Source organism: Arenibacter flavimaris (assembly GCF_030291335.1).
Classification (GTDB): Bacteria; Bacteroidota; Bacteroidia; order Flavobacteriales; family Flavobacteriaceae; genus Arenibacter.
The window spans coordinates 1-23,070 of sequence record NZ_JASWIM010000023.1 but is presented as its reverse complement, the minus strand read 5'-3'; the positions used below and the strand labels follow the sequence as shown (position 1 = coordinate 23,070).

Here is a 23,070-nt window from a genome sequence, read left to right as displayed (position 1 = left end):
GTTGCAAATTTAGTCAATCTTCTTTTAGTGTCAATAGCCATTTTTCTTTTGGTAAACCTTAACATAGTCCACCATAAAAACATCTGGAAAAATTGTTTTTAATATCTCCTCCTTTTTGCTAGGATATTCCATACTTAAAATTATATATTCCTCTATATTGGAGATACCCTCCTTTACCTCATAATACTTATACCCATCCACATAAAAAATATACTTGTCCGGGAACCATTCCAGGCCAAAGGTATGAAACCCCAAGCTTACCCCCCGGAGATAGCTCTGCATACCTTTGGTAGATTGCTGGTTGGGTCCGTAGGCCCAATGTACATTATGCGACACGATATCGGTTCCCAATTTTTTAAAAAACTCCATTATATCTATTTCAGCTCCAAATTTGGACGGGTCTTCCCCCTTGCTTATCTGGGGAGACTGTAACCAAAAAGCCGCCCAAACCCCCTCTGACTTCTGTAACTTGGCCCTGCATTCATAATAGCCATATTTGGACATAAACTTCCCCTGGGTACCCACTGCGGAGCCCAACAAGGTGTCCCCCTTTTTAAGGGCATACAACTTCAGATATCCCTTTTCCACTTTTACCGCTTCTTCGGAAACATAGGCAATAGCCCTAGGGCCAATACCTCTTACGGCCCATTTGGTGGTATCCAAAGCTTTTCCCTTAAACTGATCTTCCCATACCAATTTATAACCCATTTTTTCAGGATTAAAGCGTTTTTTGGACATAGGCCCCTGTGCTGGCCGTTGCGCAAAGGCAAATCCACTAATAAACACAAATAAAAAGACAGTGGTCAATTTCATTCTAAAGGACTTGTAACCGTCAATGGCTGTACACAAAAAAATTTCAGGTTATATATCATTTCAGACCCAAATTGATTTTATGAATTATTACCAATGTAAAAATACAACACATAACCAACAGTTTGAGCCAACAGCAAGATAACACACCTGAGACAAAATTATCTGGCAGATTCTATCAAAAACTGTTGTAATTTTAACCATTGGGCGAATTTTTTGGGTGTGTCCCTAATGGGCCGGGCTATCCGCTACAAGTCTTCGGTTTTCAACCTGCGGGCTTTTCACTCCTATCCCTCACACTCAGAACGGTAACACAAGGCAAATCCGACCCATTGGTTGGTTCTTATTAACTCCGGACAGCCAAAACGGCCCTATTACTTCGATATAAAACGCAATATAGTCCATGAAATACCAATACCTTTCCCCTTAGGCGCCAAAAAACAGACCAAACCGACCATACAGTCTATTTGGAAAGTCATGAACGACCCAGATAATTGGGATTTCATTGCTTTTATCATCTAATTCGAGCCGGAAATAAAAGGCAGTTTCCACTTCTTAGGAATTCTGTTGGAAAAATATTCTTAAACCCAACCCCTGTACAAAATCCTCATTAAAAAGGCTTCAGCCGATTAGCTTTTAGGACACTTGCAAAAATTATTGAAATCTTTTGACTCCAAACTGAACGGGTAGGCCAGTATTCCATTACCAGGTAGACGCTAGCGCATTCAAATTCCACATAGGGAGTAAGAACTACATAAAAAAAAGTCCTGCGAGGTTGTTACCGACACACTAAAATGAATTTTAGGTTGGTTGATCCGGTGACAATAGAACCTTGCAGGACTACAGTAAAGGTTGGTGGTTATTAAAATTACAAAGTATTGGTATCAACTTTGTTCTGTAAATACCCGAGAGTTAATCCCTCTTTAGGCAATATTCGATACCGCCGACCAAATGTTGACGGAAATTAAGATCATCAAAAGCTTCCTCGGTATGTCCCAAACCAGTATAGAAAGCACGCCCTCCATCATACTCATGGTACCAAGCAATAGGGTGGTTATCACCATTCTTACCTCCCTCATAAGAGCTTTCATCCAGTTTCATGAGCACATGGACTGCCGGATTTATATTTTTATAATTGTACCATTCATCAAAATGGGTCCAGATATCGGCCAAATGTTTGGTGGCAGGATGGTTGTGGTCTACCACGTTTATCCTGGCTGTTTGTTGTTTCGGATGACTTAAAAAATAGGCCCCAACCAATTTGTTATACCAAGGCCATTCATATTCCGTATCGGCCGCAGCATGGACTCCCATAAAACTTCCGCCATCCTGTATATATTTCTCAAAGGCCGATTGTTCCTCCTCTCCCAATACATCCATAGTAGTACTTAAAAAAACCACCAATTTAAACTTCCTTAGATTTTCAATATTAAATTGAAGCGAATCCTCGGTATGGGATACTGCAAAATTATTGGCTACGCCCAATTTTACAAATGTGGCCACCCCCTTTTCTATGGATTTATGGCGAAAACCATTGGTTTTGGAAAATATCAAAACCCTATCTTTCGCCAATGTGTTGGCCGAAATTATTCTTTCCGGAATCTGTACAGGAGTATTATGAAGGTTTGGATTTAAGGTCACCTCTTCCTGTATCTTGGTGCTACCACATCCAATCATAACTACTAGCGCAATTAAAGCAATAGCAAATCTATATAAGCGCATAAAAATTCTCGATTATCTATTTGAAGTTCTAAATATCTAAAATTTAACGCAACAAAACACAAAATTTATCATTATTTCCAAAATTTACTGGAGTTCTCACAATAATAGCGCTACTTGTTAGGAATAAAAACCACTATCCATTTTGCAGAAAATGGAACATTGCCAACCCCAAAACCAAAAAAATAGGGATAAATACAACCCTAATAACAAAATCAACCTATCCGTTGGCGAGGGACATGAGGTATTTTTTTGGAGTGGTACTATATTTCTTCTTAAAGGCAGCTATAAAGTGACTGGAAGTACTATACCCCACCTTAAGCCCTACCTCATTGACGTTGTGCTTACCGGATTCCAACATTTTACGGGCATATTCCATTTTGTAGTCGAATAAAAAACTATATACAGAGTCACCATAGATTTGCTTAAAGCCTTCTTTCAATTTTTTTAGACTAAGTCCTATTTCTTCGGAGAGATCCTGTAAACTAGGTGGTTCGGCCATTCTAGAAATAATTATTTCCTTGGCATTCCTAATTCGCTTTACGTTGTCCTCATCCACTAAAAAGGGACATTGTTCTACATCGGCATCCTGACTTTTATTAAAATAAAGTGAAATTAACTCGTACACTTTTCCTTTTATATACAACTCTTTAATGGACCGATGAAGGTTATAATTCATTACCTGGCTCAGAACAACCGCTATGGCTGGGGACACAGCTTCCTGTGAATAATATTTTTTGTCCTTGTTATCGGCGCTTAAAAAAGGAATATAATCGGCCTCCTTGGAAAACAAGGAATGGAATTTTCGGATAGTCATAATGATGGAGACCATCCACGAGTTGGCATTTAAAACCAGATTAAGAGGCAGGTCTACCTGAGTATTATACAAAAGGAGTGAACTATCTTCATTGACCTCCAAGGCATACCTGCCTTCATTAAATACAAACTTGGCACCCCCCTTTAAACAGAAATGGAACTGAATAAAGGAACTATCAATTTCACGGGTAACCGTCTGGTTATGAATACCATCATTTTGAATTTTCAACACATAGAAGCCATCTTCAATAAACACTTCCTCGAAAGACCCTTGAGCGATATTTTCTAGCTCCATCTCAACCTTATATTAAATTTATCTATTTAGAAACATTCTAAATTATCATTGGCTAGAATTCCCTAAACACTGCTAAAATATACTATTTCAAGGGTTTTGGTACCTAAAACAACGTTAAAAAACCACAAACGATATTAATTGTTCCTCCAGCGTTACTTTTATAAGTTTGATGCACTTATTTTTGTGGCGCTCTCAAGAGTACCTATGAAAGATTACCATATTTCCAAACATAATTCATTATACTCCATTGGTCTTAACTACAAAAAGGCGGATGCCGAAGTACGTGGTAAATTTAGTTTGGATGAGAATGCCATAAATCGCATACTGGAGCAAGCCAAAATAATTGGCCTGGATGGTCTCTTGGTAACCTCTACCTGTAACCGTACCGAATTACATGGGTTTGCACAACATCCTTATCAATTGATAAAATTATTGTGCGACAATACGCATGGCACCGTGGAGGAATTCCAAGAAGTAGCCTATGTGTACAAAAATAACGACGCCATAAACCATCTTTTCAGGATGGGCACAGGCTTGGACAGCCAAATTTTAGGAGATTTTGAAATTATTAGTCAATTAAGACAAAGTTTCAATCGTTCAAAAAAGCAGCATATTGCCAACCCATTTTTGGAACGCTTGTGCAATTCCGTAATCCAAGCCAGTAAAAGAATAAAGAACGAAACCAATATTTCTTCGGGTGCCACCTCGGTTGCCTTTGCCTCGGTACAATACATTATAAATACCATCCCCAACATATCGGAAAAGAACATTCTGTTGTTCGGAACCGGCAAAATAGGCAGAAATACTTGTGAAAATTTGATTAAGCATACCAAAAATTCACATATCACCCTTATTAACCGCACCAAAGACAAGGCAGAGCGTATAGCCGGGAAATTTAATTTGATAGTAAAAAACTACGGGGACCTGCAGACCGAGATCCGAAACACCGATGTGCTAATAGTAGCCACGGGGGCACAATCGCCCACCATTTCAAAAGAATTGATCTACACCAAGAAGCCTCTATTGATCTTGGACCTATCCATTCCAAAAAATGTATCGGACAATGTAACGGAATTGGAGAATGTAACCGTAATACATTTAGATCATCTTTCGCAAATGACAGATGATACCTTGGAGAAAAGAAAAGAATCGATACCTCAGGCCGAGGCAATTATTGAAGAAGTAAAGGACGAATTTATAAAATGGTTGGAAACTCGAAAGTTTGCGCCAGTCATCAAGGCTTTAAAGAAAAAATTAAAGACCATGAAGGATGAGGAATTGGATTTCCAAAGCAAAAAGATTTCCGATTTCAATTCAGTACAAGCCGATATTATCTCGGAACGCATCATACAGAAAATCACCAAGCAATTTGCCAATCACCTTAAGGACACCGAAATAGATTCAGACACCAGTTTAGAGCTTATTCAACGCGTTTTTCAACTTGAATTGGAGTCTAAATGAGTAAAACAATACGCATTGGCACCCGTGATAGCCAGTTAGCACTCTGGCAGGCCCATACCGTACAGGACCAATTGGAAGCCCTAGGCTTTAATACGGAAATCATTTCCGTAAAATCTACCGGGGATCTCCTTTTGAACAAGCCATTGTACGAACTTGGGATTACGGGAATATTTACCAAAACCTTGGATATCGCCATGATCAATGGTTCCGTGGACATTGCCGTGCACTCCATGAAAGATGTTCCTACCCGACTTCCCAAGGGAATTGTACAGAGCGCGGTACTCCCAAGAGCAAATACCCAAGATATCTTGGTCTACAAAGACTTGGATTTTTTGGAATCCAACGGCACTATAGCTACTGGAAGCTTACGAAGACAGGCGCAATGGCTACATAAATACCCCTCACACAAGGTTGTAGATATACGGGGAAACGTAAATACCCGACTTCAAAAACTTCAGGACAATCCGTGGAACGGGGCTATTTTCGCAAAGGCTGGTTTGGAGCGCATAGAAGTACTGCCCCACAATCATATAGATTTGGATTGGATGGTTCCTGCACCGGCCCAGGGGGCCATGGTAGTTGTTAGTATGGAAAATGACACCTTCTCAACAACAGCAGTACGCAAGCTGAACGACTCGGCAACGGATATATGTACCCATGTGGAAAGGCAGTTTCTACAAGTTTTGGAAGGGGGCTGTACGGCACCTATAGGAGCTTTGGCCAGTATAGAAGAGGATAGCCTCCATTTTGAAGGGGTACTACTTTCCTTGGATGGCAAACAAAAATTAAGGGTAAAGAAATCTATTTCCGCCCATGACCATTCCCACTTTGGCAAATTGTGTGCCCAAGAAATTTTGGACAATGGCGGCAAGGAATTGATGGTAGGAATAAAAAAGGAATTGTCATAACCCCCCGGTTTGGAAATTACAAATCACAGTAACATGAGCATGACCGTTCTTTCTACAAAAATCCTGACAGCCTCCCAAAAGGCAATGCTGACCAATGCCTATATTCAAGTAGTAGAGTACAATGCTATCCATATTGAATACCTAAGTCCGGAGATAGATCCAAATTTTAAAAATATCATATTTACCAGCCAAAATACCGTAAAGGCCTTTCTAAAGACCATAAATCCCCAGTATCTCAAAAACAATTCCTATTCCGCCTTTTGTGTGGGTGAAAAAACAAGGTCGATTTTAGAGAAAAACGGTATAAATGTGATGGAAATGACTGATTATGGAGCAGAATTGGCCAAAATTTTGGCCGATAAGCACTCAAATAAAACTTTTCTGTTTTTGTGTGGCGATAAGCGTCGCAATGAAATTCCCTCCTATCTCACAAAACACAAAGTAGCATTTAAGGAACAGACCCTGTATCAAAATACCCCAAATCAACTTACCTTTGACCCCGATTTTGACGGGATTCTATTTTTTAGCCCCAGTGGTATCCAAAGCTTTATGACCAAAAATAATTTTAGGAACTTTGTTGCCTTTTGTATTGGTACCACCACGGCCGCTGAAGCCAAAAAATACGTTAAAAAAATTATCGTTGCCGAAAAACCAACGGTAGAACATGTCCTGGAAAAGGTAATAGGGTACAGTAAGAGAAAAATAAACTAAATATGGCCTATGATAGACATCCCCCGCATAATGAATTGCAGGGGAATACACTAAATTGAATAGGCAATAATTGCAGCTATATTATGAGCATTAAAAACGATTTATTCTTAAGAGCATTAAAAGGTGAAACTGTAGAGCGCCCACCAGTTTGGATGATGCGCCAGGCAGGAAGATATCTACCGGAATTTATGGCAATCCGCGACAAATACGACTTTTTTACCCGTTGCCGTACACCGGAATTGGCCAGTGAAATTACTGTACAGCCCATACGTCGCTACGGTATGGATGCCGCAATTTTGTTCAGCGATATTTTGGTAATTCCACAGGCGATGAACATAGAAGTACAAATGAAACCCAATTTTGGGCCGTATTTGCCCAATCCGGTAACGGACCAAAAAGGCGTGGACGAAGTTATTGTCCCTGATGTGAACGTGGAATTGGATTATGTAATGCAGGCCATAAAAGCCACCAAGGAACTTTTGAACAATGATATCCCCTTGATCGGCTTTGCCGGCTCACCTTGGACCATTTTGTGTTATGTGGTACAAGGCCAGGGCAGCAAAACCTTCGATAAGGCCAAAGAATTCTGTTTTACCAATCCAGTGGCGGCCCATCAGCTACTACAAAAAATTACCGATACTACCATTGCCTATCTAAAGGCAAAAGTCAAGGCCGGTGTAGATGCCGTACAGGTGTTCGACTCATGGGGGGGAATGTTGTCCCCTGTGGACTACCAGGAATTTTCGTTCCAATATATACAACAGATTATAGATGCCCTTAAGGACGAGGCTCCCGTAATCGTTTTTGGAAAAGGATGCTGGTTCGCCTTGGGCGATATGGCCAAATCTGGAGCAGCTGCCCTTGGAGTGGACTGGACCTGTTCCGCACGGAATGCACGTTACCTTTCAGGAGGCAATATCACCCTACAAGGTAATTTTGATCCGGCAAGATTGCTTTCCCCTCCTGCCGTAATCAAAAAAATGGTAACCCAAATGATCAATGAATTTGGCAAGGATAAATACGTGGTCAACCTTGGTCACGGTATCCTGCCCAATGTTCCCTTGGACAACGCCAAGGCCTTTATAGAGGCGGTAAAGGAGTACCGATATAATTAAAAGGGCGTATCCCTTTCTTCCTCTTTTCAGGGAAAAAAGGGTCGCGCTTTCCGTTATATCTTTTATTTTTATGGAAGTATTACTTTGGGGCATCGCTTAAAATAACAGAATTACACCCAAGACAGTTTGTCTTCCATAAAAATAAAAGGATGTCACTGCAATCGCTTACGCAAAACCACAAGTATGACCAAACATATACTGAACGGTATTAAAGCCTATTTTGGCACCTTTAAAATTATTTCCCAATTGGGACTTTGGCGCTATTTTTGGATTCCAATATTGATCAGCATAGTCGTAGCCATTATTATTTTCACCTCCGCTTTTGGGCTATCCGATAATATAGGTGGATTTCTTTCGCAATGGTGGATTTGGGACTGGGGAAGGCAAACGGTGATTCTGATCAGCGAAATTTTTGGAGGCCTTTTAATTATTGTGTTTGGATTTATTTTATACAAGCATATTGTCATGGCACTTTCTGCGCCTTTTATGAGCCCAGTTTCAGAAAAAATAGAGGCCCATTTATTGGGAAACACTATAAAAACCCATAGAGATACCACCTTCGGGGAACAACTTTGGCGCGGTATCCGAATCAACCTAAGAAACCTGATAATGGAAATCTTGTTGACCCTCCCTATTTTATTAATCGGGCTAATCCCGATTATAGGATTGGTTTCAACCCTTCTCATATTTCTAGTACAGGCCTATTATGCGGGTTTTGGTAATATGGACTATACCCTGGAACGACATTTTAAATATGCCGAAAGTGTAAACTTTGTACGAAATAACAAAGGCATTGCCATAGGTAACGGAATTGTATTTATGTTCTTTCTGTTTATTCCCGTAATTGGTGTAATTCTAGTATTGCCATTGTCGGTAACCGCTGCGACCATAAAGACGGTAGATATATTGAAAGCAGAAAAAGAAATTGGATAGCATAGGACCTGCAAGGTTGAGCCGCTGACAAGACCTGCAAGGTTTCAAAAACCTTGTAGGTCTATAAACCGAAAATGAAAAAATGATTGTTCCAGGCAATGGAACAAAGCCAACAAGGTCGGGGAGACCTTGCAGGTTAGGCAAACAACTGAGCGCTAACCAAGACCTGAAATATGGCAAAGGTGACAAGACTTGCAAGGTTTAAATTCTATAAAGCAACAAAAATGAAACTAGAAAAACTTGAACAGGGTTGTTATTATCACATATACAACCGAGGAATAAACGCTGGGCATATATTTAAATCTGATGAAAACAAATGCTACTTCTTAAAACTGATCAATAAGTATTTAACAAACAAGGTTTCCATTCTTGCATATTGTTTAATGGGCAACCATTACCATATGGCGGTTCAGGTCATTCAAGAAGAACAAAAAGTAACTCAATCATTTTCCAATCTTTTCAACGCATATGCCAAAGCTTTCAATAAAATGCACAATAGAACGGGTAGTCTTTTTGAAAAGCATTTTAAAAGAATTAGAATTCAAGATACCAAATATTTAAGGAACTTGATTATCTATATCAATACTAATCCAGAATTACATGGAATCACCGAAGATTATAAATCATACAAATATTCGTCTTATCAGACCACTATTTCCATTCAGAACAGTACCGATTTAGTTTCAATAGCAAAAGAAGAGGTAATAAATCTTTTTGATGATCTAGGGAATTTTGAATATTTGCATGAACAAAAAAGAAGCTTAGGTCTAGACAAATTGAACTGGGGTCAATGACCTGCATGGTTGAGCCACTACAAGACCTACAAGGTTTCAAAAACCTTGTAGGTCTAAAACTGAAAAAAATGATTGTTCCAGGTAATGGAACAAAGCCTACAAGGTCGGGGAGACCTTGTAGGATTGGTAAACCTTGAAGGTCTACATCGAAAACAAGAAAACAAAAGGTATGAAAGATAAATTTTACGCTTACATTCAACAACTACAGGATACGATTACTTCCAAATTGGAAGCCGTAGACGGTTTGGCCAAGTTTAGGGAAGACATTTGGGAACGACCTGAAGGGGGCGGTGGACGATCAAGGGTCATAGAAAACGGCGCTGTTTTTGAAAAGGGCGGTGTAAACATCTCTGCCGTTCACGGCGCCTTGCCACAAAGCATGCAAGACTATTTTGGAGTAAAGGACGCCGATTTTTTTGCCTGCGGACTAAGTCTTGTCATTCACCCAAAGAATCCCATGGTTCCTACAGTACATGCCAATTGGCGCTATTTTGAAATGTATGATAAACACGGTAAATTGGTGGACCAATGGTTTGGGGGGGGACAAGATTTAACACCGTATTATCTATTTGACGAAGATGCCAAACACTTTCATACAATTTGCAAAAATGCCTGTGACAAACATAATCCGGAATTCTACAATACGTACAAAGTAAAGTGCGACAATTATTTCTGGAATACGCACCGGAACGAGGCTCGGGGTGTTGGGGGACTGTTTTACGATTACTGTAAGGCAAATAATGCGATGTCCATGGAAGATTGGTACAATTTTGAAACCGAAGTGGGCAATAGCTTCCTGGAGGCCTATGTGCCAATCGTTGAGAAAAGAAAGGACTTGCCCTATACCAAAGAACAGCGGAATTGGCAGGAAATCCGACGTGGCCGTTATGTAGAATTTAACCTGGTACATGACAAGGGTACACTCTTCGGCTTAAAGACCAATGGCCGAATAGAAAGCATATTAATGAGCCTACCTCCCCATGTACAATGGGTATATGACCATCACCCAATAAAGGGAACTGAGGAAGAACGTTTGTTGAATGTTCTTGCCAAACCCAAGGAATGGGTATAGTAAACCTAAACATAGGATTATGAGTAAAAAAGGTAAGGAAAAAAATACCGCCAACAAGGCAAAACACAGCAAACTCCTCAATAGAAAGAAAAACAAACTTAAAAAAGAAAAGGAAACCCGTAAAGAGCGACTTAAAGCGATTATAACACAACATCGGGAAAAGGGGAATATAGAGGATACGAATTAGTCTTTAAAAGGCAGTAGAACCATAATCACTAAAAAACCATTATAATAAATGCCATGAATTGTCCCTGTGGAACCCATAAATCCTATGTCAATTGCTGTGAATTGGCGCATAAAGACCTCAGAGCCGTTAGGACAGCGGAACAATTAATGCGTTCCCGCTATTCGGCCTTTGTTTTGGGCAATGGCAACTATTTAATGGATAGTCACCACTCCTCCAGCAGACCCATTAAAGAAAAGAAATCTATTGAAGCTTGGGCAAAATCCGTAAGCTGGATCAGATTGGAGATTTTGGATAAGGAAAAAGGAGGGATATACGACCAAAAGGGCACCGTTACCTTTAACGCATATTTTTTTGAAAACGGCAAAGTGGAAGTGATATATGAAAAGTCGGACTTTGTAAAGGAAAACGGCCTATGGATGTATTTAGGTCTAGCGAAATAATAAAAGGATTAACCCGTCCATTTAATACAATTTAGGACATGTTCCCCTATCTTTGAATTTTAAAATTAACATAACAATGTATCCACTTAAAAGAAACAGAAGACTCCGTACCAATGAGGCCATAAGGTCCTTGGTCCGTGAAACTATTATCGCTCCAAATGATTTTTTAGTACCCCTTTTTGTTGTGGAAGGAAATGGGGTCAAGGAAGAAATTGCATCCATGCCCAATTACTACAGATACAGCCTGGACTTATTGGAAAAAGAAGTAAAAGAACTTTGGGCCATGGGACTTAAATCGGTACTTCTCTTTGTGAAAGTGCCAGACCATTTAAAGGACAATAAAGGCAAGGAAGCCGTAAACCCCAAGGGGTTAATGCAAAGGGCCATTAAAACGGTTAAAAATGCTTGTCCGGAGATGTTGGTTATGACCGATGTTGCATTGGATCCCTATTCCTCCTATGGACATGATGGTATAGTGGAAAACGGACAGATCGTTAATGACGATACTGTGGAGGTTTTGGCCAATATGAGCGTGAGCCATGCCCAAGCCGGGGCCGATTTCGTTGCGCCCAGTGATATGATGGACGGCAGAATATTGAGCATTCGGGAGGCCTTGGAAGATGAAGGGTTTATAGATACTGGAATTATGAGCTATAGTGCCAAATATGCCAGTGCATTTTACGGTCCCTTTAGGGATGCGTTGGATTCGGCTCCAGGCTTTGGAGATAAAAAAACCTACCAAATGGATTACGCCAATAGGTTTGAGGCCATTAAGGAAACCGAAATGGATATTGATGAAGGTGCGGATATCGTAATGGTAAAACCTGGTCTTTGCTATTTGGATATAGTAAGGGAAATTAAAAATGAGGTGGATGTTCCCGTGGCAGTATACCAGGTATCAGGGGAATATGCTATGGTTAAGGCTGCAGCCGAAAAGGGTTGGTTGGATCACGATGCCGTTATGATGGAGCAGTTGACCGCCATAAAAAGGGCCGGTGCCAATATCATTGCCAGTTACTTTGCCAAGGATGTAGTCCGCGTATTGGGATAAATAAGGTGTACCACCTTTCATCCTAGGCCTTGCCAAAAGTTATTTAGCACTAAACTTACATTATTAGCATATGAAAGATTTGCTTTTTGTACTTATTATTCTTTTTGTGGTCCCCCTACAATCCCAAGACCTTGTTATTCCCACTTTTTTGGAAAAATGGGAAAATTCCAAAACTTATCTAGTGGATATAGCAGAAGCCATGCCTGCAGAGAAATATAATTTTAAGCCTACTGAAAGACAAAAGGTTTTTAAAGATCAGTTACTGCATATAAAAGGCAATATGGATTGGTTATGCAGCACCTATTTCGGCGGACAAAAACTTGACAATAAAACAGATATAAACTCCACACCAACAAAGGAAGAAATTATAAAATCGTTAATAGACAGTTTTGATCGGGTTGGTACTATTCTAAAAAACACCCCTTCTTCAACGCTTTCGGAAAAAGTTGAATTTTTTGCCGGTAAAAAATCCAGATTACAAATATTGAATCTTTTACAGGACCATGTAACCCATCACCGGGGTCAATTAATTGTATATTTAAATCTCAATAATATTGAACCCCCAAAATATGTGGGTTGGTAATTCATCTGTTATGAAAAGAAGTAATTATGGTGCCATTATTATACTGTTAAGTATATTTATAAATATACATCTCCTAGCGGCACAAACAACTAATCTGGAGACACTTCGCTATGATCATCCGTCGGCTGTCGGAATGGATTCATTGTTTATCCACTCCAAAGTAGATTCAATAATGACCTTTGCCATTAAGGAGGAAGCCTTCCCAGGTGCACAGGTATTGGTGGCCAAGAACAACAAAATCATTTTTCATAAAGCCTATGGGTTTCACACCTATGACAGTTTACAGCCTGTAGGTCTAACGGATATCTACGATTTGGCATCAGTAACCAAAATAATGGGGCCACTACCAGCCTTGATGAAATTACATGACGAGGGAAAACTGGATTTGGATGCGCCCTTCAGTACCCTATGGCCTAAATGGAGCAAAAGAAAGGATAAAAAATCGCTGACGATAAGGGAAGTTTTTGCCCATCAGGCGGGTTTGGTTCCCTATATAATTTTCCTTCAAGAGGTGATGAAAAGGAATGGTTCGGTAAAAAATCGTTTTGTAAGACACGAGCCTGGTCGTAAATTCAACACTAGAGCCTATGACAATATCTATATCAAGGATAGGTTTAAAAACAAAATATATCGCCACATCAATCGCTCTAAGGTGTCGGGAATAAAAAAGTACAAGTATTCCGGGCTTACTTTTTTACTCTATCCCGAAATCATTTCACGACTTACCAATACGGATTATGAAGCCTATGTAACCCAAAACTTTTATGCTCCTTCGGGGGCCACTACTTTGGGGTTCAATCCCAAAACAAAAAATTACCAAAACAAAATAGTCCCTACGGAAATCGACACCTTGTTCAGACATCAACTGACCAAAGATTGGGTCCATGACGAAAACGCAGCTTTAATGGGCGGGGTATCAGGAAACGCAGGGCTGTTCGCCTCGGCAACGGATTTGGCAAAAATGATGCAGATGTACATGAATTATGGTACTTATGGAGGTAAGCGGTATTTGTCCGAGGCCACGGTGAAGGAATTTACCAAAGTACAATATCCCGAAAATGACAATAGAAGGGGGCTAATATTCGATAAACCCGATTTGAACAATCATGAACTTACCTTAGCCGATTCCTATCCGGCCCCAAGCGCCAGTGCTGACAGTTTTGGACACAGTGGGTTTACAGGAACATTTGTTTGGGCCGATCCGAAAGCCCAATTGGTATACATATTTCTGTCCAACCGTGTATATCCCAGTAGAACACATGGCAATATATACAAATACAATATCCGCTCCGCGGTACAGCAAGTATTTTACGACGCTATGATGGATTGAGTTAAGAATTTCTGAATTTATTAGTACCTTAGTGTTTTATACATTTATATGGGGTTATTAATATTTTTTGCACTTATTTCCATCCTCGTATCCTTTCTATGCTCCATTTTAGAAGCAGTGCTTCTGAGTGTTCCCCAAACTTTTATCAACCTAAAGATAAAAGAGGACAAATCTTATGCACAGGATCTGGAAATCCTTAAAAAGGATGTGGACAAGCCTCTTATAGCCATTCTCACCTTAAATACCATAGCCCATACAGTAGGGGCAATTTTAGTAGGGGTGCAGGCAAAAGTAGCTTACTCCGAACTTTACGGAAATACCGAAAAATCCATTTTAGGAATGGAATTTACCGAAGCCGCCATGGTGGGATTGGTTTCTACCATCATGACCATTTTGATCTTGGTAGCCTCCGAAATAATTCCCAAGACAATTGGTGCCACCTATTGGAAACAATTGGCGCACGCGGCCACAACTTCCCTAAAAATAATGGTGTGGGCCCTTCGTTGGACAGGAATTCTTTGGCTATTGCAACTTTTCACAAGACTGGTCGGTAAAAAAGGTGTGCATGGCAGTGTATTTAGCAGGGAAGATTTTAGCGCCATGACCGATATTGCCCATGAGGAAGGGGTATTTCAAGAATCGGAATCCACCATTATCAGAAACCTCCTGAACTTTGACGAAATCAAGGTAAAGGACATCATGACTCCAAGGGCCGTGGTAAAAATTGCCTCGGAATCCACCACCATTAAGGAATTTTATAATGCCAACCCCAAAATGCCATTTTCACGAATTCCCGTATACAGTAAAAAAATGGATAATATTACTGGGTTCGTTTTAAAGGACATGATTTTGGAAGAAATAATTAAAAAAAATGGCAGTGCACCACTGTCCAGTATTAAAAGGGAGATATTGGTAAGTAACCGACAAACTCCTATTCCTGAGTTATTTGAAACCTTTATTTCCAAAAGGGAGCATATAGCCCTTGTTGTGGATGAATACGGTTCAGTTAGTGGGGTAGTAACTATGGAAGACATTTTAGAGACCTTATTGGGCCTCGAAATAATGGACGAAAGCGATAGTGTGGAAAACCTACAACACCTCGCCCGAAAAAATTGGAACGAAAGGGCCAAACGTCTCGGAATTATTCAAGGAAACAGAAATAAGGAATAATGGAGGCCGTATATATAAACACGCCTTTGGGTATAGCAAAAATTGAAGGTGATGAAAACGGATTAACTTCCATCACTGTATTCGATAGTGAAGAAAAACTATCGGATATTGTTCCTGAATTGCTCGAGGATGCGGTATACCAGCTTCGGGAATATTTTGAAGGTACAAGAAAGGAGTTTAGCTTAACACTCAACCCCGAAGGAACAGATTTTCAAAAAAAGGTTTGGCAGTCCCTACAACAAATTCCTTATGGCAAAACTGTTTCCTATCTGGAGCTGTCCAAAACGTTGGGCGATGTTAAAGCCATAAGGGCCGTAGCTTCGGCCAATGGCCAAAATCCTTTATGGATAGTTGTGCCCTGTCACCGGGTCATTGGCAGCGATGGTTCCTTAACGGGATATGCCGGTGGATTGCATCGTAAAAAATGGCTTTTGGAACACGAGAGTCCCGTAAAGCAACAAACTCTGTTTTAATTTTTTACAGACCCTTCGGTCGGTACATCATCCTTTAGGGCCCTATTTGTATACCTTGGTAGACTTACATCGGTATTTCTGTGTTCTTTATGGAAATATCCCAAATATGTAACGGTAACTCATAGTTGTGTACCAACCGTATGGTCGGTTAATACCTTCTTGTGCTTCCCGCCCAATATACCCTAAATTGAATCTAAACAATAGGGAAAATGCCCAAAACAACAGTTTTAAATTTGTTTGTATATTTATAATTCACCTTGTTTTATCAAAATTATAATCGAGCCATTTAGGTAATAATAAACTTTGAATGCTACATAAAATTAACTTGGAACACATACTCTTTTTGGACATTGAAACGGTTCCGGAAGAAGAGAATTTTAATAAGCTGGACGACACCAAAAAAGAACTTTGGGAACATAAGTCGCTCTACCAACGAAAAGACGAATATACAGCTGAAGAATACTATGACCGGGCTGGAATTTGGGCAGAGTTCGGAAAGATAGTTACAATTTCGGTTGGATACTTTAATTACAAAGGGGACAATCGGAAGTTTAGGGTTACCTCATTTTATGGGGAGGAGCCAAAGATTCTCAAAGATTTTAAGAATTTGTTGGATACTCATTTCAATCGTCCCCATCACCTACTGTGCGGGCACAATGGCAAGGAATTCGATTTTCCCTATATCGCTAGACGTATGATCATCAATAAGGTTGATTTGCCCAACAAGTTGGACCTTTTTGGTAAAAAGCCATGGGAAATAGCTCATTTGGACACTATGGAACTATGGAAGTTTGGAGACTACAAGCATTACACTTCACTTAAGCTTATGGCCAATATTCTTGGCATTCCCTCTCCTAAAGAAGATATAGACGGCAGTATGGTAAAAGCCGTTTACTATGAGGAGAAGGATTTGGATCGCATCGTAAAATACTGTGAATTGGATGTGATCACTACAGCGCAGGTGTTTTTACGTTTGCGGAACGATGAACTATTGGATGAAAGTGAAATTAAAAGAATATAGGGTCTTGGCTATTGATGCTTTTAGATTAAGACTTGTAGAACTTAATGGATTTTGATCCTTCTAGGTCTGCAAGGGTTAGCACGTACAAGCCAGTGGTAAGGTCGGCAATATAAATCTGCCTATGCTCCGCCTTACCGGATTTTACAACGATGCCGTTAAGAGAAACAATCTTGTACATGGCATCCTCCGAGACATCTCCATTAATAGTCATTGAGGTCTGCACGGGATTGGGGAAAATGGAAAACTGTACTTCCAAAGTCAAGGTTTCATATTCCATATAATCCATAAGTTCGGTTTCGCTTCCCTTAAAGGTAAATTCGTATTCTTCACTATATTCGGAACTTATATTTGCGGAACAAAATGTCTTTACCCGAAGGCTATATTCCATTCCCTCTACTAGATTATTTAGGCTAATAAAGTTATCGAAGGTTGTTTCCACATTCCATTCGTTACTACTTTTCTTTTTATATTCAATTTGGAAAAGTGCATCTGTGTTTGCAGTCCAATCCAACCTTACCCCGGTATCATCGGAGGTGGTAAGTTCAATATCTTCCGGGGTAACTAGTACACAATCGGTAAGGGCAATCCCCGTAACAATAAGGGAAAAATTCTGAGGCCCTAGGCTAAGGGTATTTTTATGGGTAATTGTTATGGTATATTCCCCTTTGGCATTCTGAATATCTATTCTTTCAAAGGGATCCACTCTATTGTCTCCGCTAGCGGCTGGAGCATCTGCCTTGGTTGCATTCAGTTTCCATGGTAAAAATGTCTTGCCGTCCTTAATTATCCGAATATCCAAATCGTTCACCAAGGCTGCGGACATATCGTTTAAAGTTCCGGAATTTACCGCTCCTGTAGCAGGGTCTGTCCAAGAAATTGAAGCAGATAACGGTTCTAGTCCATTGGCCATTACCGTATAGGTCTTTGTTTCACCTTCCAAAAGGGTTTCTTCCGAAATCATGGTAGAAAACCCCTTATTTGTTATTACCTCTACAGCCGATTTTGTATTAATAACTCCCCAACCCATTTTATAGTCGGGACCCGGAGCATCAACATCGTCTGCAGTATGTAGTACCAATCCTTTTAGCGTGGCAGCCTTCATAAAACTACCTTCCATTTGTTCGTGATATTCCTGGATCAACAACATAGATCCTGTTACTCCCGGTGTAGCCACAGATGTTCCATTAGCAGTCTCATACCTAGTGTCGTTCGCAATACCAGTAGTGTAAATATTCGTTCCATAGGCCGCAATGTCTGGCTTAATACGACCATCATCAACAGGACCAAAACTGGAATAGGAGGCCACTGAAGCTCTTACCAATTGCCCTTGATCATTGGTTTCAATATCTGCCGCAGCAACCGTGACGCCATTTTTCGAGGTTGCAAATCCCAACATCAAATCAAAACCATTGGAAGCCGAACCAAAAATAGGAGCCTCGTTATCTTTACTTTTTTGGGAATTCCCTGCAGCGGTCACCATTAAATAATAGGGAGCATTGTACATTATTTTATCCCAATCCCTTGAAACTTGAATATAAGACCCGAAATACCAATCTGGCACTCGGTTAGACATAATTCCGTAGGAGTGGTTGGACAATAGTAAGCCATTGGCGGCCATCTCGGCAGCTTCAATTTTATCCCTTCTCCAGTCATTGGAAACAGCCTTAGCCTTATATGCCACTCCTTTTGATTTTTTATCCAGTCCTTCTGCAACCAAAATTCCAGTGACCCTTGTGGCGTGCGAATCCACAATATCACTCTGATCCAAAATCTGTACCCTATTCCCAAATTCTTTGTGGTTTGCTAAAACGGCTCCTGCGTCCCATACCCCTACCAACATATTCTCTCCGTTAATACCCAAATCCAATAACCCATTATCATGTAAGGCGTTGGCCCTGGTAGCGGTATTTAATTCTGTACTGAAGGTGCTATAATAAAGAGGGGTTCCATCATCGCCTATAGAAGTAAGCTCACTAAAATTTCCATCTGCCAATCTTTCGGTCAATTTCCAACCATTTGTCTTCGCGGCCTGCAATAAGCTATTGTTCTCCTTGTCAAAATTCCTTTTAAGGTCATTGGTAAACACGCCCAACTTTGAGCTGCGGTATTTATCCTTAATAACATGGATCTGTTTCTCGGTTTGTGCAAACGAGTTATAGGTAGCAAGGCAAAAGGCTAGTGGAAGTAAATACTTGCCAATCTTTAACAAAGTAGGGTTTGCGTAAGCCATGATTAAGTTTATAGTAAGATTTGGACTACAAATATACCACAACAAGCAAATATTATCGATTAACGCACCTTTTTATTCGATGAAACGCATGGTTTTGTTGTGAACAGTCAAAAAAACGACATGAACGCTTCTCTTGAAGGAAAGAATAATTTAAATATTGTACATAAACTGTACGTAAACTGGAAAATGATCACTGAATCCACCCATATATCTCCTTCCAACATAGGTTCTACGTGGATTGCCCTTATACTTCCCTTTGAACTCGGTTAAAAAGGTCTCATCAAAAATATTGGCTTCGCAAAAACTATGGGTGCCTTTTTCGTAATTGAAAAAGTTATGGGACACTATAATTTGATCGAAAAGACTCCAAGACCTTCTATAGTTGGCACTTCCCCTGTCAGGAGATTTTAATTTCTCCATAGGATTATGCAAGCTAGTCCTACTCATCAGGGTCTGGAGACTGGCAGATGAAGGACCGTCATTAAAATCGCCCATTACAATATAATTGGGATTTTCAATGCGTAGCTCCAAATCCTCCATAAAATCAATAATAGTCTTGGCTGCAGCAATACGCTTATAATCGGTTTCTACCTCCCCACTCCTTCTCGAAGGCCAATGGTTTACAAAAATATGAACCTCTTCACCATTTAAAACCCCGTTTACATACAAAATATCCCTTGTTGTATCGCGTTGGCCATTATCATTATGTATTATCAAAGGAATAGCTTCGGAGTTTAATACTTCAAAATTATCCTTATTATATAGCAAGGCATTATCTATTCCCCTTTCGTCCGGGGAATCATAGTGAACATAATGATAATTGTAATTATTTAAAGGATCTGTGGACAACAAATCCTGTACTACCTTCCCGTTTTCAACCTCGGCAACACCAACCAAGACCGGAGGAAACCCTGTAGATTCGCGTCCAATTTCGCCAATGGTTTTGGCCAGTCTTGACAACTTATTCCGATAGCGCTTTGGGGTCCACTTTTTAGATCCATTGGGCGTAAAATCATCATCCAGGGTTTTAAAGTCATTTTTGGCATCAAATAGGTTTTCTAGATTGTAGAATGCCACAGTGTGGAGGGTATTGATCGATTTTTTCTTAAAAAATGAAAATTTCATCCAAAATTTTTAATCGATTGCTAAATTACGAAAAACCCTTGGCAAGTATTGATTAGATTTGTACTTTAAACTGATATATGCTAGAGAAGAAGACAATAGAATATGAAAAAGCAGTACTCATAGGGGTAATGAACAAGGACCAGAATGAGGAAAAGGTAAACGAATATTTGGATGAACTGGAATTCCTTACCTACACTGCCGGTGGGGAGGTTTGTAAACGCTTTGTCCAACGAATAGACTTGCCCAACCCCAAAACCTATATTGGAAGTGGTAAAATGTTGGAAGTGGAGGCCTATGTTAAAAGCAACGACATTGGATCCGTTATTTTTGATGACGAACTTACACCAGGACAGCAGCGGAATATAGAAAGGCAACTGAAATGTAAGATCCTTGACCGTACCAGTCTTATCCTGGATATTTTTGCCCAAAGAGCACAGACCAGCTATGCCCGTACCCAAGTAGAACTGGCCCAATATGAATATTTACTCCCAAGACTAACCGGATTATGGACCCACTTGGAGCGACAAAAAGGGGGTATTGGGATGCGTGGACCTGGTGAAACGGAGATCGAGACCGATAGGCGTATTGTTCGTGACCGAATTTCCCTTCTAAAGAAAAAATTGTTGAAGGTAGATAAGCAGATGGAAACCCAACGGGGCAATCGTGGAGCATTGGTGCGTGTAGCCTTGGTAGGGTATACCAATGTGGGCAAATCCACCCTGATGAACGTTATTAGCAAGAGTGATGTCTTTGCCGAAAACAAACTTTTTGCCACCTTGGATACTACGGTTAGAAAAGTAGTGATAGGTAACCTTCCCTTTTTATTGAGTGATACGGTAGGATTCATTAGAAAACTGCCCACACAATTGGTCGAAAGTTTTAAAAGTACTTTGGATGAGGTGCGCGAAGCAGATCTATTACTACATGTAGTTGATATATCCCATCCAAATTTTGAAGAGCATATAGATTCGGTAAACCAAATTCTTGCTGAAATAAAAAGTTCGGATAAAAAAACCATCATGGTCTTTAACAAAATAGATCAATACGAACACCAGACCATAGACGATGATGACCTGATCACCGAAAAAACGAACAAACACTTCTCTATTGAAGAGTGGAAGAATACTTGGATGCGCCGTGTTGGCGACAGGGCCCTTTTCATTTCGGCCCTGAACAAAGAAAACCTCGAAGAATTCAGAAAACGTGTCTATGACGAGGTCCGGGACATACACATCACCCGATTTCCGTACAACAACTTTCTATATCCAGAACATTTGGATGAATATTGAATTAATGCCATACAAGGGGTTAATTGCCGATTCCCATCTTAAATACGTGAGGGTATCCCTCTGATTACGGACTTGGAGGACAATGTTCAGGGACATTAAATAGCGGATAAAAAATCCTTGTAAGGCATTATCATCACTTATAATGAAACCAATGGGGTATAAACCTATTGCCGTTCATCGAAGAAAGGATACCGTTGATTTTTTTCACAACATTCTAGAGCGCGTTCACAACAAAAATTAAACATAACTACCTATTCCTTATATCTTTACATTGTATTTAAGTGATAGTGTTTAACCCCAAATTGAATACAAAACTTAATTCGAAGTGCTTTTTCCCCAAATCGGCACTTAACCTTAAAGTAAGAGCTTTAATTAGCCAAATTTTACTAGAAATGCCTACTTAACTAAAAAAAATGCCCTTCTCTCGAAGGGCATTTTTTACATGCATTTATCTACTCCTGTAATGTCCACTACAGAAATAGGCACTACCAAATTTATTCGTTAGCAACCATTGTACCCAGCTAAGCGAATCCTTAAAACTTGCCTAAGGGTATCTCCGATCCTCTGAATAGCCAAGTGTTACATCTATTGCACCAATTGTTACATATGTAATACCCATCTCCTTTTTACTTTTATAGTTTTGTTTCATACCTAGAAGGAAGGTGTTTTAGCTTTTGTAATAATTTAAAACACTATCTGAAGAATAAGAGAACAAGTTTCTGATTTCCCAATTATGCAGAAACCTTATCTCCTCTAAATACTATCCTATGTCAAAGTGTAAATAATAAAAATAAGTATATGAGAGCAAAGAGTTTTTTAGTTATACTGGCACTCAGCGTTTTTTGTTTAATGTGCTCATGTGAGCATTTAGGGGAAGAGATTGAGGACAGAATAGCAGAGAATACTGGGGAAACCTGCGTATTTCAAGACCTCCAGACGATTCCTCAATATATGAGAAATCTAAGAGATGAATACAATACTCAAATGTTAACTCCTGATTCGGAGGGCAATATGCAGTCTTATGAAAAATGTAAAGCAAATCTTGAAGCTGCTGAAGCATACCGTAATGATTTAAACAATGTAATTTATCTTTTAGATGATTATTGCCCTGAACGCAACAGTAAACTGAACCAGGAACATAGAGCGAAAGTGGTAAAACTTAGAAGTGATCTTAAAAGACAGATCGATGAAACAGATTGCGAATCGGCTTTTGGTGTAGACGACTAAACCCTGATATCTTTGGTTTTTAGAATTACATAAATAGTTGAAAATATGCGGTAGAAAGACAGGAACAACCAACAATCAATTGATTTAATAGTCTACATTTTTTAACTTCTTTTAAATGCATATGAATCAACATTTTAAGGAGGTTTTTTCGCTGATAAGTATTACATAGTTCAAATAAAAGGGAACTATAATTTAACGTGAGTTCGATATAAGGACTATCCAATTCTTTGAAGGTTGTCTATATTGATGTTTGGTTTTGTTGGGTAAAAGGCATATGCAATGAGTCCGGAAACCATATTTGTGATGAAGT

At 39.7% G+C, this 23,070-nt stretch carries 22 protein-coding genes and 1 pseudogene; 17 read left to right on the top strand and 6 right to left on the bottom strand.

Going from position 1 to position 23,070, the window contains the following annotated elements; all coding sequences use genetic code 11:
- Positions 1 to 30: 30 nt before the first annotated feature.
- From QSE00_RS16445 to QSE00_RS16435, 3 genes are all read right to left on the bottom strand, one after another.
- The gene (locus QSE00_RS16445) at positions 31 to 813 is read right to left on the bottom strand and encodes a glycoside hydrolase family 16 protein (RefSeq protein ID WP_286106790.1); all 783 of its coding nucleotides are present in this window, start codon (positions 811 to 813) and stop codon (positions 31 to 33) included.
- A 909-nt stretch (positions 814 to 1,722) separates the two neighbouring features.
- Entirely contained in the window at positions 1,723 to 2,532 is an 810-nt protein-coding gene (locus tag QSE00_RS16440; RefSeq protein ID WP_286106789.1) for a ThuA domain-containing protein, read from the bottom strand.
- 217 nt (positions 2,533 to 2,749) lie between these two features.
- The gene (locus QSE00_RS16435) at positions 2,750 to 3,640 is read right to left on the bottom strand and encodes a helix-turn-helix transcriptional regulator (protein ID WP_110356146.1); all 891 of its coding nucleotides are present in this window, start codon (positions 3,638 to 3,640) and stop codon (positions 2,750 to 2,752) included.
- 204 nt (positions 3,641 to 3,844) lie between these two features.
- Between QSE00_RS16435 and hemA the strand changes: the two genes are divergently transcribed.
- From hemA to QSE00_RS16360, 15 genes are all read left to right on the top strand, one after another.
- Positions 3,845 to 5,101 (top strand): glutamyl-tRNA reductase, encoded by a 1,257-nt coding sequence (hemA, locus tag QSE00_RS16430; protein ID WP_110356147.1) that lies wholly within the window; start codon positions 3,845 to 3,847, stop codon positions 5,099 to 5,101.
- Positions 5,098 to 6,009 carry a hydroxymethylbilane synthase gene (gene hemC, locus QSE00_RS16425; RefSeq protein ID WP_286106788.1) on the top strand — a complete coding sequence of 304 codons (912 nt, stop codon included), beginning with the start codon at positions 5,098 to 5,100 and terminating at the stop codon, positions 6,007 to 6,009. The genes hemA and hemC overlap by 4 nt, the downstream gene beginning before the upstream one ends.
- 33 nt (positions 6,010 to 6,042) lie before the next feature.
- A complete protein-coding gene (locus QSE00_RS16420; RefSeq protein ID WP_286106787.1) occupies positions 6,043 to 6,720 on the top strand; it encodes a uroporphyrinogen-III synthase in 678 nt (225 codons plus the stop codon).
- A gap of 83 nt (positions 6,721 to 6,803) precedes the next feature.
- On the top strand, positions 6,804 to 7,835 hold the full coding sequence (hemE, locus tag QSE00_RS16415) for a uroporphyrinogen decarboxylase (RefSeq protein WP_110356150.1): 1,032 nt from the start codon (positions 6,804 to 6,806) through the stop codon (positions 7,833 to 7,835).
- Between the two features lie 183 nt (positions 7,836 to 8,018).
- Positions 8,019 to 8,768 carry an EI24 domain-containing protein gene (locus QSE00_RS16410; RefSeq protein WP_110356151.1) on the top strand — a complete coding sequence of 250 codons (750 nt, stop codon included), beginning with the start codon at positions 8,019 to 8,021 and terminating at the stop codon, positions 8,766 to 8,768.
- Between the two features lie 224 nt (positions 8,769 to 8,992).
- Positions 8,993 to 9,562 carry a transposase gene (locus QSE00_RS16405; RefSeq protein ID WP_110356152.1) on the top strand — a complete coding sequence of 190 codons (570 nt, stop codon included), beginning with the start codon at positions 8,993 to 8,995 and terminating at the stop codon, positions 9,560 to 9,562.
- Positions 9,563 to 9,731: 169 nt separating this feature from the next.
- A complete protein-coding gene (gene hemF, locus QSE00_RS16400) occupies positions 9,732 to 10,634 on the top strand; it encodes an oxygen-dependent coproporphyrinogen oxidase (protein ID WP_286106786.1) in 903 nt (300 codons plus the stop codon).
- Positions 10,635 to 10,653: 19 nt separating this feature from the next.
- Entirely contained in the window at positions 10,654 to 10,821 is a 168-nt protein-coding gene (locus QSE00_RS16395) for a hypothetical protein (RefSeq protein ID WP_286106785.1), read from the top strand.
- Between the two features lie 53 nt (positions 10,822 to 10,874).
- Positions 10,875 to 11,261 (top strand): YchJ family protein, encoded by a 387-nt coding sequence (locus QSE00_RS16390; RefSeq protein WP_110356154.1) that lies wholly within the window; start codon positions 10,875 to 10,877, stop codon positions 11,259 to 11,261.
- A gap of 76 nt (positions 11,262 to 11,337) precedes the next feature.
- Positions 11,338 to 12,312, top strand: coding sequence for a porphobilinogen synthase (gene hemB / locus QSE00_RS16385; protein WP_110356155.1), 975 nt, complete (start codon positions 11,338 to 11,340; stop codon positions 12,310 to 12,312).
- Between the two features lie 70 nt (positions 12,313 to 12,382).
- The gene (locus QSE00_RS16380) at positions 12,383 to 12,895 is read left to right on the top strand and encodes a DinB family protein (RefSeq protein ID WP_110356156.1); all 513 of its coding nucleotides are present in this window, start codon (positions 12,383 to 12,385) and stop codon (positions 12,893 to 12,895) included.
- 10 nt (positions 12,896 to 12,905) lie between these two features.
- Complete coding sequence (locus tag QSE00_RS16375) at positions 12,906 to 14,225, top strand: serine hydrolase domain-containing protein (protein ID WP_286106784.1); 1,320 nt, start codon at positions 12,906 to 12,908, stop codon at positions 14,223 to 14,225.
- A gap of 48 nt (positions 14,226 to 14,273) precedes the next feature.
- Entirely contained in the window at positions 14,274 to 15,395 is a 1,122-nt protein-coding gene (locus tag QSE00_RS16370; protein ID WP_286106783.1) for a CNNM domain-containing protein, read from the top strand.
- Positions 15,395 to 15,868 carry a methylated-DNA--[protein]-cysteine S-methyltransferase gene (locus QSE00_RS16365; RefSeq protein ID WP_286106782.1) on the top strand — a complete coding sequence of 158 codons (474 nt, stop codon included), beginning with the start codon at positions 15,395 to 15,397 and terminating at the stop codon, positions 15,866 to 15,868. The genes QSE00_RS16370 and QSE00_RS16365 overlap by 1 nt, the downstream gene beginning before the upstream one ends.
- A 307-nt stretch (positions 15,869 to 16,175) precedes the next feature.
- Complete coding sequence (locus QSE00_RS16360; protein ID WP_286106781.1) at positions 16,176 to 16,889, top strand: 3'-5' exonuclease; 714 nt, start codon at positions 16,176 to 16,178, stop codon at positions 16,887 to 16,889.
- Between the two features lie 25 nt (positions 16,890 to 16,914).
- Here the strand turns inward: QSE00_RS16360 and QSE00_RS16355 are convergent, their stop codons facing one another.
- The gene (locus QSE00_RS16355) at positions 16,915 to 19,119 is read right to left on the bottom strand and encodes a S8 family serine peptidase (protein WP_286106780.1); all 2,205 of its coding nucleotides are present in this window, start codon (positions 19,117 to 19,119) and stop codon (positions 16,915 to 16,917) included.
- Positions 19,120 to 19,269: 150 nt separating this feature from the next.
- Positions 19,270 to 20,244 carry an endonuclease/exonuclease/phosphatase family protein gene (locus QSE00_RS16350; protein ID WP_286106779.1) on the bottom strand — a complete coding sequence of 325 codons (975 nt, stop codon included), beginning with the start codon at positions 20,242 to 20,244 and terminating at the stop codon, positions 19,270 to 19,272.
- A gap of 77 nt (positions 20,245 to 20,321) precedes the next feature.
- Here QSE00_RS16350 and hflX point away from each other — a divergent pair, with 77 nt between their 5' ends.
- The gene (gene hflX, locus QSE00_RS16345) at positions 20,322 to 21,533 is read left to right on the top strand and encodes a GTPase HflX (RefSeq protein ID WP_110356162.1); all 1,212 of its coding nucleotides are present in this window, start codon (positions 20,322 to 20,324) and stop codon (positions 21,531 to 21,533) included.
- 798 nt (positions 21,534 to 22,331) lie between these two features.
- Positions 22,332 to 22,760: a hypothetical protein gene (locus tag QSE00_RS16340; RefSeq protein WP_286106778.1), complete on the top strand. Its 429-nt coding sequence runs from the start codon at positions 22,332 to 22,334 to the stop codon at positions 22,758 to 22,760.
- Positions 22,761 to 22,975: 215 nt separating this feature from the next.
- Here QSE00_RS16340 and QSE00_RS25380 read toward each other — a convergent pair.
- Positions 22,976 to 23,070: pseudogene (locus QSE00_RS25380) on the bottom strand (IS982 family transposase); the annotation flags it as partial.